General features: G+C 48.8%; 15 protein-coding genes and 1 tRNA gene. 8 read left to right on the top strand and 8 right to left on the bottom strand.

Annotated elements, in window-relative coordinates; genetic code table 11:
- Positions 1-68: 68 nt before the first annotated feature.
- From ACN0IC_RS02450 to ACN0IC_RS02430, 5 genes are all read left to right on the top strand, one after another.
- Complete coding sequence (locus tag ACN0IC_RS02450; RefSeq protein ID WP_416877170.1) at positions 69-1,538, top strand: CpaF family protein; 1,470 nt, start codon at positions 69-71, stop codon at positions 1,536-1,538.
- Complete coding sequence (locus ACN0IC_RS02445; RefSeq protein WP_416877169.1) at positions 1,538-2,497, top strand: type II secretion system F family protein; 960 nt, start codon at positions 1,538-1,540, stop codon at positions 2,495-2,497. The genes ACN0IC_RS02450 and ACN0IC_RS02445 overlap by 1 nt, the downstream gene beginning before the upstream one ends.
- Positions 2,498-2,509: 12 nt before the next feature.
- On the top strand, positions 2,510-3,442 hold the full coding sequence (locus ACN0IC_RS02440; RefSeq protein ID WP_416877168.1) for a type II secretion system F family protein: 933 nt from the start codon (positions 2,510-2,512) through the stop codon (positions 3,440-3,442).
- Between the two features lies 1 nt (position 3,443).
- Positions 3,444-4,298: a tetratricopeptide repeat protein gene (locus tag ACN0IC_RS02435; RefSeq protein ID WP_416877167.1), complete on the top strand. Its 855-nt coding sequence runs from the start codon at positions 3,444-3,446 to the stop codon at positions 4,296-4,298.
- 258 nt (positions 4,299-4,556) lie between these two features.
- Entirely contained in the window at positions 4,557-4,991 is a 435-nt protein-coding gene (locus ACN0IC_RS02430) for a hypothetical protein (protein ID WP_416877166.1), read from the top strand.
- 523 nt (positions 4,992-5,514) lie between these two features.
- Here the strand turns inward: ACN0IC_RS02430 and ACN0IC_RS02425 are convergent.
- Together ACN0IC_RS02425 and ACN0IC_RS02420 are read right to left on the bottom strand one after the other, a co-directional pair.
- Entirely contained in the window at positions 5,515-5,637 is a 123-nt protein-coding gene (locus tag ACN0IC_RS02425) for a hypothetical protein (RefSeq protein WP_416877165.1), read from the bottom strand.
- Positions 5,638-5,972: 335 nt separating this feature from the next.
- Positions 5,973-6,048: transfer RNA gene (locus ACN0IC_RS02420), tRNA-Asn, on the bottom strand.
- Between the two features lie 326 nt (positions 6,049-6,374).
- Between ACN0IC_RS02420 and ACN0IC_RS02415 the strand changes: the two genes are divergently transcribed.
- On the top strand, positions 6,375-6,722 hold the full coding sequence (locus ACN0IC_RS02415; protein WP_416877164.1) for an Mpo1-like protein: 348 nt from the start codon (positions 6,375-6,377) through the stop codon (positions 6,720-6,722).
- A 9-nt stretch (positions 6,723-6,731) separates the two neighbouring features.
- Here ACN0IC_RS02415 and pyrC read toward each other — a convergent pair whose 3' ends face one another.
- The 6 genes from pyrC to ACN0IC_RS02385 all read right to left on the bottom strand — a co-directional run bounded on the left by pyrC (position 6,732) and on the right by ACN0IC_RS02385 (position 11,330).
- Positions 6,732-7,997, bottom strand: coding sequence for a dihydroorotase (gene pyrC, locus ACN0IC_RS02410; RefSeq protein WP_416877163.1), 1,266 nt, complete (start codon positions 7,995-7,997; stop codon positions 6,732-6,734).
- On the bottom strand, positions 7,994-8,992 hold the full coding sequence (locus ACN0IC_RS02405) for an aspartate carbamoyltransferase catalytic subunit (protein ID WP_416877162.1): 999 nt from the start codon (positions 8,990-8,992) through the stop codon (positions 7,994-7,996). Before ACN0IC_RS02405 ends, pyrC begins: the two co-directional genes overlap by 4 nt.
- A 61-nt stretch (positions 8,993-9,053) precedes the next feature.
- The gene (gene ruvX / locus ACN0IC_RS02400) at positions 9,054-9,506 is read right to left on the bottom strand and encodes a Holliday junction resolvase RuvX (protein ID WP_416877161.1); all 453 of its coding nucleotides are present in this window, start codon (positions 9,504-9,506) and stop codon (positions 9,054-9,056) included.
- 9 nt (positions 9,507-9,515) lie between these two features.
- Positions 9,516-10,112, bottom strand: a complete 597-nt coding sequence (locus tag ACN0IC_RS02395) for a hypothetical protein (RefSeq protein ID WP_416877160.1) — start codon at positions 10,110-10,112, stop codon at positions 9,516-9,518.
- Between the two features lie 9 nt (positions 10,113-10,121).
- On the bottom strand, positions 10,122-10,715 hold the full coding sequence (locus ACN0IC_RS02390) for a 1-acyl-sn-glycerol-3-phosphate acyltransferase (protein WP_416877159.1): 594 nt from the start codon (positions 10,713-10,715) through the stop codon (positions 10,122-10,124).
- Between the two features lie 18 nt (positions 10,716-10,733).
- Positions 10,734-11,330: a 1-acyl-sn-glycerol-3-phosphate acyltransferase gene (locus ACN0IC_RS02385; RefSeq protein WP_416877158.1), complete on the bottom strand. Its 597-nt coding sequence runs from the start codon at positions 11,328-11,330 to the stop codon at positions 10,734-10,736.
- A 150-nt stretch (positions 11,331-11,480) separates the two neighbouring features.
- Here ACN0IC_RS02385 and gatC point away from each other — a divergent pair, with 150 nt between their 5' ends.
- Both gatC and gatA read left to right on the top strand, forming a co-directional pair.
- Positions 11,481-11,783 (top strand): Asp-tRNA(Asn)/Glu-tRNA(Gln) amidotransferase subunit GatC, encoded by a 303-nt coding sequence (gatC, locus tag ACN0IC_RS02380; RefSeq protein WP_416877157.1) that lies wholly within the window; start codon positions 11,481-11,483, stop codon positions 11,781-11,783.
- Between the two features lie 4 nt (positions 11,784-11,787).
- Positions 11,788-13,254, top strand: a complete 1,467-nt coding sequence (gene gatA, locus ACN0IC_RS02375) for an Asp-tRNA(Asn)/Glu-tRNA(Gln) amidotransferase subunit GatA (RefSeq protein WP_416877156.1) — start codon at positions 11,788-11,790, stop codon at positions 13,252-13,254.
- Positions 13,255-13,408 lie beyond the last annotated feature (154 nt).

Genomic DNA, 13,408 nt, shown 5'->3' with positions numbered 1-13,408 from the left:
AACGCCAATTTTAAGTCTCTGTTCTATGACGGATATCACGAATTTTTCGTTTGAGGTATCGGGTCACTATGGGACGTTTTTCAACATTTTTGAAACAAGAACAGCCTAAAAGTTTTCAGGCTCCGGTATCAGATTTGGGACCTGAATCCCTGATTGAAGGCGTTTCTGACGCTGTAGACAAGGAACGGGTTAAGACGGTCGAGCCAAAACCGGAAAAGAAGTCTCGTGATCCCTTAATTGACATTAAGCTGAAACTTCATAGCCGTTTAATTGATGAATTTGATTTAGCCTCTCTGGATGATTCAGACGGAACGCCGAATAAGAGTAAAGTTGTCGAGATTGTCAAAACTCTGGCAGCGGAAGAAAAGCTTAAACTTAACAAGGAAGAATTGAGCGTTCTCGCCAATGGCATCTTTGACGAAATGACCGGATTAGGGCCATTGGAGCCCCTTTTGTCCGATGAATCCATCTCAGATATTTTGATAAATGGCCATCAACAAGTTTATATCGAAGTTGGCGGAGAGCTTGAAATGTCGGAGGTTCAATTTGCTTCGGAGCCTCACCTTCTCAGGATAATTAACCGGATTGTGGCGCAGGTCGGACGGCGTGTCGATGAGAGTCAGCCCCTTTGTGATGCCCGCCTTTTGGACGGTAGCCGGGTGAATGTCGCCATCGCGCCTATTGCGGTTGACGGCCCTCTTGTCTCGATCCGAAAATTCTCAAAAAGTCCACTCACGCTGGACAAGTTGGTGGAATTTGGAGCCATTCCGGATGAGGTGGCTCAGTTTCTTTGGGCGGCCTGTAAAGCGCGTGTCACGATATTAATCTCCGGCGGAACCGGATCTGGGAAGACCACATTGCTTAATGCACTCAGCCAGTCAATTTCTCATAAGGAACGACTTATTACGATTGAAGACGCAGCAGAACTTCAACTGCAGCAACCCCATGTGGCCCGTATGGAAACCCGCCCGCCCAATATTGAAGGAAAGGGAGAAATCCGCCAGCGCGGTCTGGTGAAAAATGCCCTGCGGATGCGCCCCGACAGAGTTATTTTGGGCGAGGTCAGAGGTGAAGAAGCTTTTGATATGCTCCAAGCCATGAATACAGGACACGAAGGGTCTATGGCGACCCTTCACGCCAATACGCCCAGAGATGCGATTACGCGCCTGGAGCAAATGGTGGCGATGGGTGATATGAAAATCACGCCGGAAGCCGTCGCCGGCCAGATTGCGTCTGCCGTAGGGTTGATAGTGCAAGCGCAGAGATTGTCGGATGGACAACGTAAAATAACCTCCATTGCCGAAGTTACCGGAATGGAAGGCGCTATTATTCAGATGCAGGAAATCTTTAATTATACTCGTACCGGCACGGGCCCAAAACATGAAGTAATTGGAGAATTTCGTTCAACCGGTATTCGCCCGCAATGTCTGGATGAGATTGTGTGTCGAAACATTCCCCTGCCAAGCGGATTGTTCGAACCCCGTGTCCTGCCGTCCGGGTCTGTTACAGAGAAAACAATTAAAGAGCGTGTTGGTTGATGTCATTTTCACCCACACTCTTGATCTATGGTCTTGTATTTTTTGCAGGTTTTCTAGCGCTCCAGGTTTTTATTGGAGTCGGTCGTCAGGCCACGGTCAAAGTCAAGCATGCAAATGAACGACTACGGCGAATGAATAGCCAAGACTCACAGTTTAATGTCATGGCTAAAATGAAACGCTCCCGTGGGTTGAATGAAGATGATCAAATGAAAGTTTTCATGCTCTGGATAGGGCGATTGGTTCTTCAGTCAGGTCTGCCGCTTGGAAGATTTGGCATTTACATTGTTATGGGCGGACTTGCCCTGGCGGGATTTGCTGTATTCTGGGTGTTAAAAGGAACAATGATTTGGGCCGTGGGTGGATTGCTTCTTGGGTTTCTTGCTCCAATCTTTATTTTGAAGTTCCTTGTTAAGCGTCGGCGAAACAAAGCCGTCACTCAGTTACCGGAAGCCCTAGACGTCATTATTCGCTCTTTAGGGGCGGGCCACCCCGTCCCGGTTGCGATGTCACTCGTCGCCCGGGAGATGCCAGATCCAATCGGATCCGAATTTGGAATAGCAAGTGATGAAATTTCTTTTGGTTCAACGATATCGGCCGCCGTCCAACGCTTATCAGAACGGGTGGGTCATGAAGATTTTGAATTATTTTCCGCGATGATCCGGTTGCAGGAAAAAACGGGGGGTAACCTTGCGGAACTGCTGGCTTCTAACGCCAAGACAATCCGAGACCGCCAGCGGATGCGCCTCAAGATTAAAGCGGCGTCTGCCGAGGGGCGAATGTCGGCGCTTATCCTGAATGCGGCCCCCTTATTGATGTTCTTGGGGGTCCGTCAATTTGCACCGGAATTTTACGGTGATGTCGAAGGCAATCCGATTCTAACTTATTCTCTCTGGGGCGTTTTTATCTGGATGGTTATTGGGAATTTGGTCATGCGCAAAATGATAAATTTCAAAATTTAACGTGTGTATGTCATGAGTTTCTCAACATCTTTCAATGTTTTTACGATAGTAGTTGCCAGTGGATTTCTTATCATTTCACTCTCGCTTATTGCTTTTGCTGTCCGGAGTGCATTATCTCACAATAAGCGCATTGAGCGCCGCTTAACCGCCGGAGGGTCGAGTGACATATCTGGCCCACAAGTCAGACAAGCCAAACATAGTCTTTTGACCCAATTGGGAGGGCACTTAACACTTCCAAAAGCTGAAAACATTACGCGACTACGCTTTCAACTTTCCCAAGCGGGCTATTACGACCCTAATGTCGTCAAAAAATTTATAGCAATTCGAGCCATATGCCTTTTTGTCCCTCAATTTTTGATTTTGGGAAGCTGGGGCTTTCTTTCTGCAAAACTTGGAGTGCAGGGGGTGTTTGTCATTGCGTCAATCGTGGCTTTGGCAGGTCTGATGGGACCCGTTTATTTTCTACGCTGGAAGAAAGGAAAACGCACGGATCAATGCCGAAAAGGGTTTCCGGATATGATGGACCTACTCGTCGCATGTATCGAAGCCGGATTGGGACTCGATGCGGCCTTGATAAGAGTCAGTCATGAAATTGGCGAACGCTACCCGGCCCTGAAAGTAAACGTGGAAATTATGAACCTCGAGTTGAGGGCGGGGCGGTTGCGCCATGAAGCAATGGTAAACTTTGCCGAAAGAATTGATTTGGATGAAGCAAAAGCTCTGGCCATTATGCTGAAACAGGCTGAAGATATGGGCAGCTCTATCGGCGCGGCGCTGCGAACCTTTTCAGAAGATATGCGGGCGAAAAGAATGCTCAAAGCGGAAGAAAAAGCGATGGCTTTATCCGCAAAATTAACAGTGCCTTTGATACTCTTTATTTTCCCCACAATCATGGTGCTATTGCTTGTACCGGCTGCCATTCGTCTCATGGAATCCTTGGGCTGATATGATGAGGTTTATTTTCATCTTAATCGCCGCCCTTATGGCGCCCTTTCCCGTCTCTCACGCATCAGAGATCGGAAACCCTGCGCCTGAAATCAGAGCCTATGAAAGCAATTCCACCGATGAGTTAGGGCTCTTGCAAACACTCATTGAAGCGAAAAAACTTTATGAACTTCAGGATTATCAAAAAGCCGTTCGTTTGTTTTCTCTTATTGTGAAATACGACCCCACGCTGGAATCCGCCGTTACGGGACTAGCAGAGACTTATATTGCCTTGTCTCGCCCCGAAGCCGCGCTTGAACTTTTGGAGGCGTCTCCCGTTCAGTCCAAAGCTTTAAAACGTATTGAGATACTGGCTGAGGCTTTGAACATGAAAACCAAAGCCAGAGAACCGTTTCTGAAAACGGCGGTTGAAAATACGCCTGATCCCAGATTGTTTAATCTCTATGCCAAAACCCTGGTGGAAAACGGTAACTATTCGGCAGCCAGACTGGCTTATCGAAAAGCTGAAACCCTCGGTCAAAACCCTGGCGTTTTTTTGAATAATCTTGGAATGCTGGAGTTAAAACAGGGGAATACGAAACGTGCCGCATCGCTCCTCTTCCGTGCGCAAAACGCTGCCCCTGAAGAGCCTCGATTTAACAACAATTACCGATTGGCTCTGCTGCTTGAGGGTGATTATATCAAAGCCCTGGACAATATCGAGTCTGACCGCGCAGCAGACTTCCTAACGGACGGCGCATTTATAGCGTTGAGTCAAAATGAAATCGATCTCGCCAAACTTCTATTTGAAAAAGCCAACAAAATCAGCCCCGTTTTCCATCCCCGGGCGCAATATGGGTTGGCTTTGCTAAAATAAGCGCATTTTCAGAGTGCCATAGTTTTGAAATAATGGACTTTATCATGACCGTGATCAGCCCACGGGGGTCTCCGGCTCTCTGAACGGGGGCGCGACGACCGTAACCGGACTGCTGCGGAAAAGAAAATAGGTAACTTAAATTGACAAGTAAAAAGTGCGATAGACTTCAAAAAGAAAAATAAACGCAAAGGTTCAAAATATAAAGAAAAATGCTGATAAAGCTAAAAAAGTTGTTGAATACTCTAGGACTAGAAAACGATGACATGGTGGAAACCGGGCAAAAAAGTGGGACCATATTTATTAAATTCGAAGGTTGATGACTTTCCGAATTTTTTTGAAAAGCACTACGTTGAAAATGACCTAAGTATGAGATCTGGTGAAGAAATTACTCATTCCTTCACTAGTAGAGATGAAGCATTCTCTCTCTGCGTTACACATGGCATTATTGACTCAGTTAGATGCCGTCAGACCTTCGTTGTTGAAACTAACATTATAGGAAAACACCTTGCCTTAGCTATTGTAGAAATCGTGAATCGGTTTGGATTGGAGAAAGCAAAATTTACTTGTGATGATCAAATTATCTACCAGGATGGCGATGTCCAAATGGACATTAATTTTGATGGCTTGGCGATAAATATAACAATAAATCTTGAAGGAACTATTTTATCGGTTGGGGCGATTAGTTTTGATTAAGAAAATGAGAAAGTTGAAGAAAAAGTGTCAAATTAGGCGTGGGACAAGATATCCCCAAAAGAACTTCCTCGCGGCGGATGCCGCTCACGGCGAAACTCTTTTTTCGCCTCGTGAAACTTAATCCGCAGTTAAGTGGTGTTCGGCCCACTAAATTATCCAATTATTGCAGCGACTTATAATTTTCTTTCAGAGATGCGTCCCCACCCGTCCAAAGCAAGCTATGTTTTAGATGTTGTTTTTGACGGGGCGTTGCCCCGGCTCTGACAATTTTGATTGAACCGGAAATCGATTTTATCGATTTCTGTTTCGGTCAAACAAAATTGTTCCGGACACACGGACAGGCGTGCTAGCGTGGCGTGTTGGTGTTACGGACGGTGGGACTGAGAGGCCCTTGCGACGGCGGGGGACGGATCCGGGTCTATCAAGGCGCGTGCCTGACGCTCGAGGCTCTAACCTCTTCTCCAGACGATCGGAGAGAGACCGAGACCTTAGACTGCGGACGACCTCCGACACAGGAGGATCGCTACAAGGCCGCTGCGATATAAACCGCCGCCGCGTGGTGAGAGCCGCGTAAAACATATTCCCCTTGGTCTCCATCGCGGAGATCACCACGCGGGCAGTCCATTTTATTCAAGGACGAACGCAAAGGCTGACCCCAAGATGGGCAGTGGGACAGAGCGCTTGGGTGATGCTCTAATCAATACCGTCATTACAAGACTTGTTCTTGTAATCCATCTCCCTAAGCTTACCATTCATTGAACGTGTCCAGGGGGTCACCATGTCCTCAAATATCACCAAAATTGCCACCTTCTTATTCGCTGTGAACGGTAGCAGATGGATTGCAAGAACGGGGTCTTGCAATGACGAAGTTGCAGGGAGGGCTCACAACCCCTCGGCCTTCCGGGTTCGCTCCGCGCCCCGAAATGACAGAAACGTCCGCTGCTGGTCGCAAGGTTAATTTTTGGAATGAGGGGGAAAGGATGGCTCCGCAAGCAGGACTCGAACCTGCGACAAGCTGATTAACAGTCAGCTGCTCTACCAACTGAGCTATTGCGGATCACCAGTCTCGGTAGGCGCGCTCTGTAACAGTATATTGGGTCAACAGACAAGTCTGATTTTCGATAAAAATGCGAGAAATATCACATTAGCTGATATTTCTTCTCTGTTGTGTTGTAGTCGAAAAAAAAGGGAGCGCAGAGGCTCCCGAAGGTATTAGGTGAAAATTGGGTTGTCTCGTGGGAGACAACTTCTTTATTAATGACCAAGGTAAAGAATTTCTTAAAATAAGTCAGAAAGTTTAGTTTTGATTCACCTCGTTTCCTGTGAATAGCCAAGTGACGTAAGTCGTGCTATTCTTAAAAACTGATTTTAGGAGTGAAGCCCATGAAAGCTATTAAGACATATTCAGAGTTTTGGCCCTTTTATTTGCGTGAACACTCCAAACCCGCAACCCGGGGCTGGCATTATGTCGGGACCGCGATCGGACTTGGAATTTTGGTTTTTGCGATATTTACCGCCCGTTGGTGGATGTTACCCCTTATGCTTGTCGCTGGGTATTTCTTTGCCTGGATGAGCCATGCGACCGTCGAGAAGAACCGGCCTGCGACTTTCACCTATCCATTCTGGTCATTTATCAGTGATTTTAAGATGTTTTTCTGTTTTCTAACCGGCCAAATGCCGAAAGAACTTGAAAAGGCTGGCGTTACGAAGCCCGGTGCCACCTCTTCGTAACTTGAAAGATTAGAGGCTGAAAACTTCACGTCCCTGATAAAACGTTTTAACGGCCCGACCTGTCAAACGCCTTCCGTCAAAGGGTGTATTCTTTGATCGGCTCTTTAATTGGCTACTTTCACAGACCCAGGGTTTATTGGCGTCGATAAGAACGAGGTTTGCCGGCGCGCCTTGTTGGAGCCGTCCCGTCTCGAGTCCCAGCAGTTCTGCTGGATGACATGTTACTGCGGCCAGAAACGCTATTAAATCCAGATGACCTTCAGCTACTTGCGAAAGCCCCGCGGCAAGTAACAGTTCCAGTCCAACCGCGCCGGGAGCGGCCTCGGAATAGGGGAGGCGTTTTTCGCCAGCTGGCCGTGGGTCGTGATCCGAGACAATGACATCGATCTCGCCTCGATTGACGCCTTCTATAAGCGCTAAACGGTCGCTTTCTTCGCGAAGAGGCGGGTCAAGCTTGGCGAAACTGCGGTAATCTCCAATATCCACTTCGTTCAAACAAAGGTGATTGATGGAAACGGAAGAATAAACATCCAGATCCTTGGCTTTGGCGGTTTTGACGGCTTCAAGCGCATCTTTGGAGGAAATGAGGTCAATTAAAAGCCTCCCGCCCGTCAGTTCAGCCAAGGCAATGTCTCGTTCCGCCATGATGCGCTCCGATATGGCTGGTGCAGCGTTTAATCCGAGACGAGAAGACAAATTGCTTTCATGCGCAACGGTTCCCTCTGACAAGCTGGGCTCGACAGCCCGATTGGCAATCAGGGCGTTAAAATTGGCCGCGTAAGACATGAGGCGGCGCATTGTTTGGGCGTCTCGGATAGGCTCTGAGCCATTGGAAAACAGTACGGCGCCTGCTTCTCGCATAAGTCCAATTTCAGTAAGGCTTTTGCCGTCCAGCTTCTTTGTTAAGGCCCCGGCAATATGAATATCAACGGGCAGGTCCATCCCTTTGCGGATAAGATAATCCACTAGGGAAATGTCATCTATCACTGGATCGGTTTCAGGCATGAGAACAATCGAGGTCACGCCGCCCGCGACGGCCGCCTTGGACGCAGTTAAGAGTGTTTCCCGATTTTCCAGGCCTGGCTCACCCGTTCGCACTCTCATATCAATCAAACCCGGCGCCAAGATGTGGCCACGAGCATCAACTATGTCGCCGCGTGGAATGATGTCGCCCAATTCTATAATCTTGCCGTCTTCACAGATAAGACCGCCTTCTTCGTCGCGGCCAGAGCCCGGATCTATAAGGCGGGCATTTATAATTGACAGGGCGCTCATGATACGGCCCCGTTATTCACCGGCTGGGCTTCTGCCAAGGCGTGCAGAATAGCCATTCGCATCGCGACGCCGGATTCGACTTGCCGTGTGATCAAACTGACTTCAGGGTCATCCGCCATCTCCGAGCTAATTTCGACGCCGCGGTTCATTGGGCCGGGATGCATCACGAAAGCATTGGCTTTGGCAAAGTCCAGTTTTTTGCGGTCTAGTCCGTAATAATGAAAATATTCTCGTTTGGACGGGACGAAGGCCCCGCTCATGCGCTCAAGTTGCAATCGAAGCATCATCACCACATCGCATCCCTGAAGCCCGGTTTCCATATCGTGAAAGACTTCCGCGCCCCACATATCCGCATCCAGAGGGACAAGGGTTGGCGGTCCGACGAGACGGACTTCCGCACCCAACATATTGAACAGGGCCACATCAGAACGGGCAACGCGGGAGTGAAGAATGTCGCCGCAAATAGCGATACGCAGACCGTCGAGCCCTTCCGGAAAAGCTTGTCGAAGGGTGAGGGCATCTAGCAGCGCCTGTGTAGGATGGGCGTGCATTCCATCTCCAGCATTGATGACAGAGCAGCCCACTTTTTGCGCGAGGAGAGACGGGGCGCCGGAAGCGCTGTGCCGGATAACAAGCAGGTCAGGATTCATCGCATTAAGGGTCGCGGCTGTATCGAGAAGCGTTTCGCCTTTTTTGATGGACGAACTGGCGACCTGCATGGAGATAACATCGGCTCCAAGCCGCTTCCCGGCTAATTCAAAACTTTTTTCCGTCCGCGTGGAGTTTTCAAAAAACAGATTGATAAGCGTTTTGCCAGATAATACGGATCGGTCAGGGGATTTCTGAACGTCCAAATTCAGATAATGCTCGCCCAGGCGCAACAGGTTTTCAATATCAACGCGGTGAAAGTCGGAAACGGAAAGACAATGCCGTTTGGTAAACGGATAGTCGCGGGTTGCCTGTCCCAAAATTGTGTCGTCTGCGGCCAAAGACATAGAGCCCTTCTCACGATTTTTGTGGTCTTACGGCGCGCTCAAAAAAGAGTCAAAGTCTAACTCATCGACGCAGGCGATCCAGCACACCTTGTAAAATATAGGCAGAGGCCATTTTATCGACATTTTTAGCCCGTTTGGCGCGGGACATGTCATCGGAGAGCATGGTGCGGGTGACTGCCATGGTTGAGAGGCGTTCATCCCAAAGAAAAATGGGAATATCGTCAACTTTCATGAGGTTGATACAGAAGTCCTGAACGGATTGGGCCCGCGGACCTCGACTGCCGTCCATATTTATAGGCAAGCCAACAACAAGCGCCGCACACTCATTCTCGTGAAAAATCTTCAAAAGGGACACGCCGTCTACGGAAAATTTGGTTCGCTGAATTGTCAGCAGAGGCGTGGAGATTAATCGGGTCCGGTCACTGATCGAAAGACCGAATGTTTTCGTGCCGGGGTCAACGCCGAGCAATGCGCCTTGGGTATCGGCTAAATCTTCTAGAGTGATAAATGCCATAGCGGGCGCTTAGCCTGAAATCTGGAGGTGCGCTACAATCATCATGACTTGAAATGCGATATAGAACAGAGCCAATATGCTGAGCAGAAGTTTTACCCAGAGCTTTGGAAAACGCTTCCACAAAATAATTATACTGACAAGCGCAATTATAGCTTCGAAGACACTGACCCAGCCCGCATGATGAGACAAATCCCAATAGGATAAAGGTGAATAAAATCTCCAATCTGTAAGCGGCCAGAAATGACGATAAGCGTCTTCCGAATGGACGGGCATGTCCGTTGCCATATGAATAAGCGCCGCCAGAGCAAAAAACAGAAGAACTTTCCCGAAGGTTTTTGCCCTTGATAACCAGCCGATCAAAGCGAGAGCGAGATAAATTGGAATGGAATTGAAAAATGCGATCAAGTTTTGCATTGGCGGCTGGAAATAAAGCTCGCGCCACATTTCCGCGCCGGAGACTCCATTTACAAATCGTTGATAGGGCGCCCAGAGGTAAATGGCCAAATCCGGAACAACCGAACCGATAAATACCGCCCAATTTCGTTTTGTCTGCCCTTTTTTAGAAAGCAAGGCGAGAGCGAGAAGGGAATGGGTCGGAGAATTCATCTTTTGCCGTTATTGCCGCTCAGGGTTAATTCCCACCCAATTGGCATCGACATAGGCTTTAAGCGCCATATTGTCTTTTTTCAGATTGCCTGTCAGTGGGAAGAGACGGTCTAGGACAACGCGTTTCCCGGGCCCGTCAAAAGCACAAATGAAAACAGGCACATCGGCGGCGTAAGCCGCGCGGAGATAGCCTGATTTATATTTTTCAACTTTTGAGCGCGTGCCTTCCGGAGGAAACCCGATACACACCTTTTCCTCGCTTTCGAAGAGAGCAACGACCTGATCAACCACGTTATTGCCTTTCCCCCGATCTACCGGATAACCTCCCAGGGCTCGGAAAAGCGGCCCCATAGGCCAGAAAAACCACTCTTTCTTGATCAGGAAAGTATATTTGAAACCCGAAGCGAGCATAGCAAGTGATGCCACAATTGCATCCCAATTTGAGGTATGAGGCACGCCGACAATGACAAATTTCGGGACATCGGGCATTTGCCCGACCAGCTTCCACCCGGCAAGTTTGAGCCCCATACTTCCTATCCAGCGCGAGACAGCATTACCCATACGCGGCGAGTACTCGCTCATATGAGGGTTATCATATTTCATAACTTTAGAATCCGGTGACTAGCTATTTTTGGGATTGATACCGTTAAAGGTCTTATCGAAATAGGCTTTGGTTTTGCGATTATCCTGTTCAATATCGAATGAGAGTGGCCACTTCCTATCAAGGACGATCTCTTTTGTATCAGCTTTGATTCCAATGAGATAAAGGGGCGCTCCAGTGGCATAGGCCATTCGCAAATACCCTTTTTTGTAAGATTCGACTTTTGCCCTTGTGCCTTCAGGTGTCAGGCCTAGCCATAATTGATCTTCATTCTCAAACCACTCCGTAATCTGCGCAACGACATCATTTTTCTGGCTGCGGTCAATGGGAATGCCGCCAAGCGCCCGCCATAAACTGCCAAAGGGCCAGAAAAAGGCCTCTTTTTTCATCATCCAGTTAAACTTCAAGCCAACAGCCAAAACGCAGGACATGGCAATTATCAAGTCCCAATTTGAGGTATGAGGCGCGCCAATCAAGATGACTTTTTTCTCATTGGGGAGCTGGCCTGTAATTCTCCAGCCCATGCCATCGAGAATCAGCTGCCCAATCCAGCGAGTCACCGCATTCCCCATTCGGGGTGTATTCGGCGTTACGATATCATTATCAAATTTGGCCATGTTGTCAGGCTATTCACAACGGATGAAAGTTAGGTCGGACTAGCGAAAAAGCACAGACAGCGCAATCACAACTCTTGCGATAGGAGGGCGTGCCTGCTAACTCGCCAGACTAATTTTAACACCCGGAGACGGGCTAATATCGAGGCTTTCATGGCTAACCCCGAAAACGGCGTCAGTGCTGACGACGTCAAGAAAATTGCGCGGCTGTCGCGTCTTCATGTCGAAACAGATCAGCTTCAACCCTTGGCGGATGATTTGAACGGTATTCTGGGGTGGATTGAGCAGTTAAACGAAGTCGATGTCGAAGGGGTCGAGCCTATGACCTCTGCAGTGGATATGCCGGCGCCGCTTCGGAAAGATGTCATTTCTGATGGCGGCAAGCGCGAGGACATCTTGAAAAATGCTCCGAAAAAGGATGATGGCTTTTTCGTTGTCCCGAGAAGTGTGGAGTAGGGCGATGAGCGATTTAACACAACTTTCCCTGTTTGATGCTTTGGAAGGTATGGCCAAGGGCGATTTCAGTTCGGTAGAGCTGACCGACGCACATATTAAAGCGTGTGAAAATGGCAAGAAACTCAACGCCTTTATTTCAGAAACGCATGATCTGGCTCGTGAGCAGGCAAAAGCCTCTGATGCGCGCCGGGCAAAAGGTGAGGTCGGTTTACTTGAAGGCGCGCCTCTGGCGGTGAAGGATTTATTCTGCACCGAAGGCGTGAAAACCTGTGCAGGCTCTAAAATTCTCGGTGATTTTTCTCCGACTTATGAAAGCTCCGTTACGGCGAATATGAAAGCCGACGGCATGGTGATGCTCGGTAAGCTCAACCTTGATGAATTTGCTATGGGCTCTTCGAACGAAACTTCCGCCTATGGGCCGGTTATCAATCCTTGGCGTAAGGACGAGGATCTGGTTCCCGGCGGGTCTTCAGGCGGTTCAGCTTCTGCCGTGGCGGCGGATATGTGCCTGGGCGCGACCGCGACGGATACGGGCGGCTCAATCCGTCAGCCCGCCTCTTTTACGGGCACGGTCGGGATAAAGCCCACCTATGGCCGATGCTCCCGTTGGGGGACAGTTGCGTTTGCCAGTTCTCTCGATCAAGCAGGGCCGATTGCCAAGACGGTTAAAGACGCGGCGATTTTGCTTGAATCCATGTCAGGTTATGACCCGAAAGATTCGACATCCTTAAATGTAGATGTGCCGAAATGGTCAAAGGCTTGCGGACAGTCTATCAAAGGCCTACGCATCGGCATCCCCAAGGAATATACGATTGATGGGATGCCCGAAGAAATTCAGGCGCTCTGGGATAAAGGCGTAGAGTGGATGAAAGCCGCAGGCGCGGAAATCGTGCCGATTTCTTTGCCGCACACAAAATACGCCTTGCCGGCCTATTATGTGGTCGCGCCAGCGGAAGCCTCATCCAATCTCGCGCGATATGACGGTATGCGATATGGCCTTCGCGTAGAAGGCGAAAACCTTGCAGATACTTATGAACGCACGCGGACAGAGGGCTTTGGCCAGGAAGTCCGCCGCCGCATCATGATTGGCACTTATGTGCTCTCTGCCGGATATTACGATGCCTATTACTTACGCGCGCAAAAAGTGCGAACCCGCATCGTTCAGGATTTTGAAAATGCGTGGGCGAAATGCGATGCGATCCTGACTCCGACAGCGCCGAGCGCAGCATTTGCCGTTGGACGAAAAGTCAGCGATCCCGTTCAAATGTATTTGAATGATATCTTTACGGTCACAACGAACTTGGCGGGTCTGCCAGGGATCTCTGTTCCAGCAGGACTTGACAAGAATGGTTTGCCGCTCGGCCTTCAATTGATTGGACGGGCTTTGGATGAAGAAACAGTTTTCAAAGCCGCAAGTGCGTTAGAAGATGCAGCCGGATTTAAATCCAAGCCTGCAAAATGGTGGATGTGATGTTCGAAGGTATAGTAATTGTTGTTTTAGTTGCTTTGTTCTTCAATATTTTGAGGCAAGAAAGAAGAGAAAAAGTACGAGACAGACAATTCCAGATGTTGTTAGCAAGATTAAATGAGTTAACTGGACGTAACATAGACGATTTTACAAGTCC

The sequence above is a fragment of the Litorimonas sp. genome (assembly GCA_029936425.1).
Taxonomy (GTDB): domain Bacteria; phylum Pseudomonadota; class Alphaproteobacteria; order Caulobacterales; family Maricaulaceae; genus Litorimonas.
The sequence above is the reverse complement of the archived record's forward strand: the minus strand, read 5'-3'. Positions and strand labels throughout refer to the sequence as shown.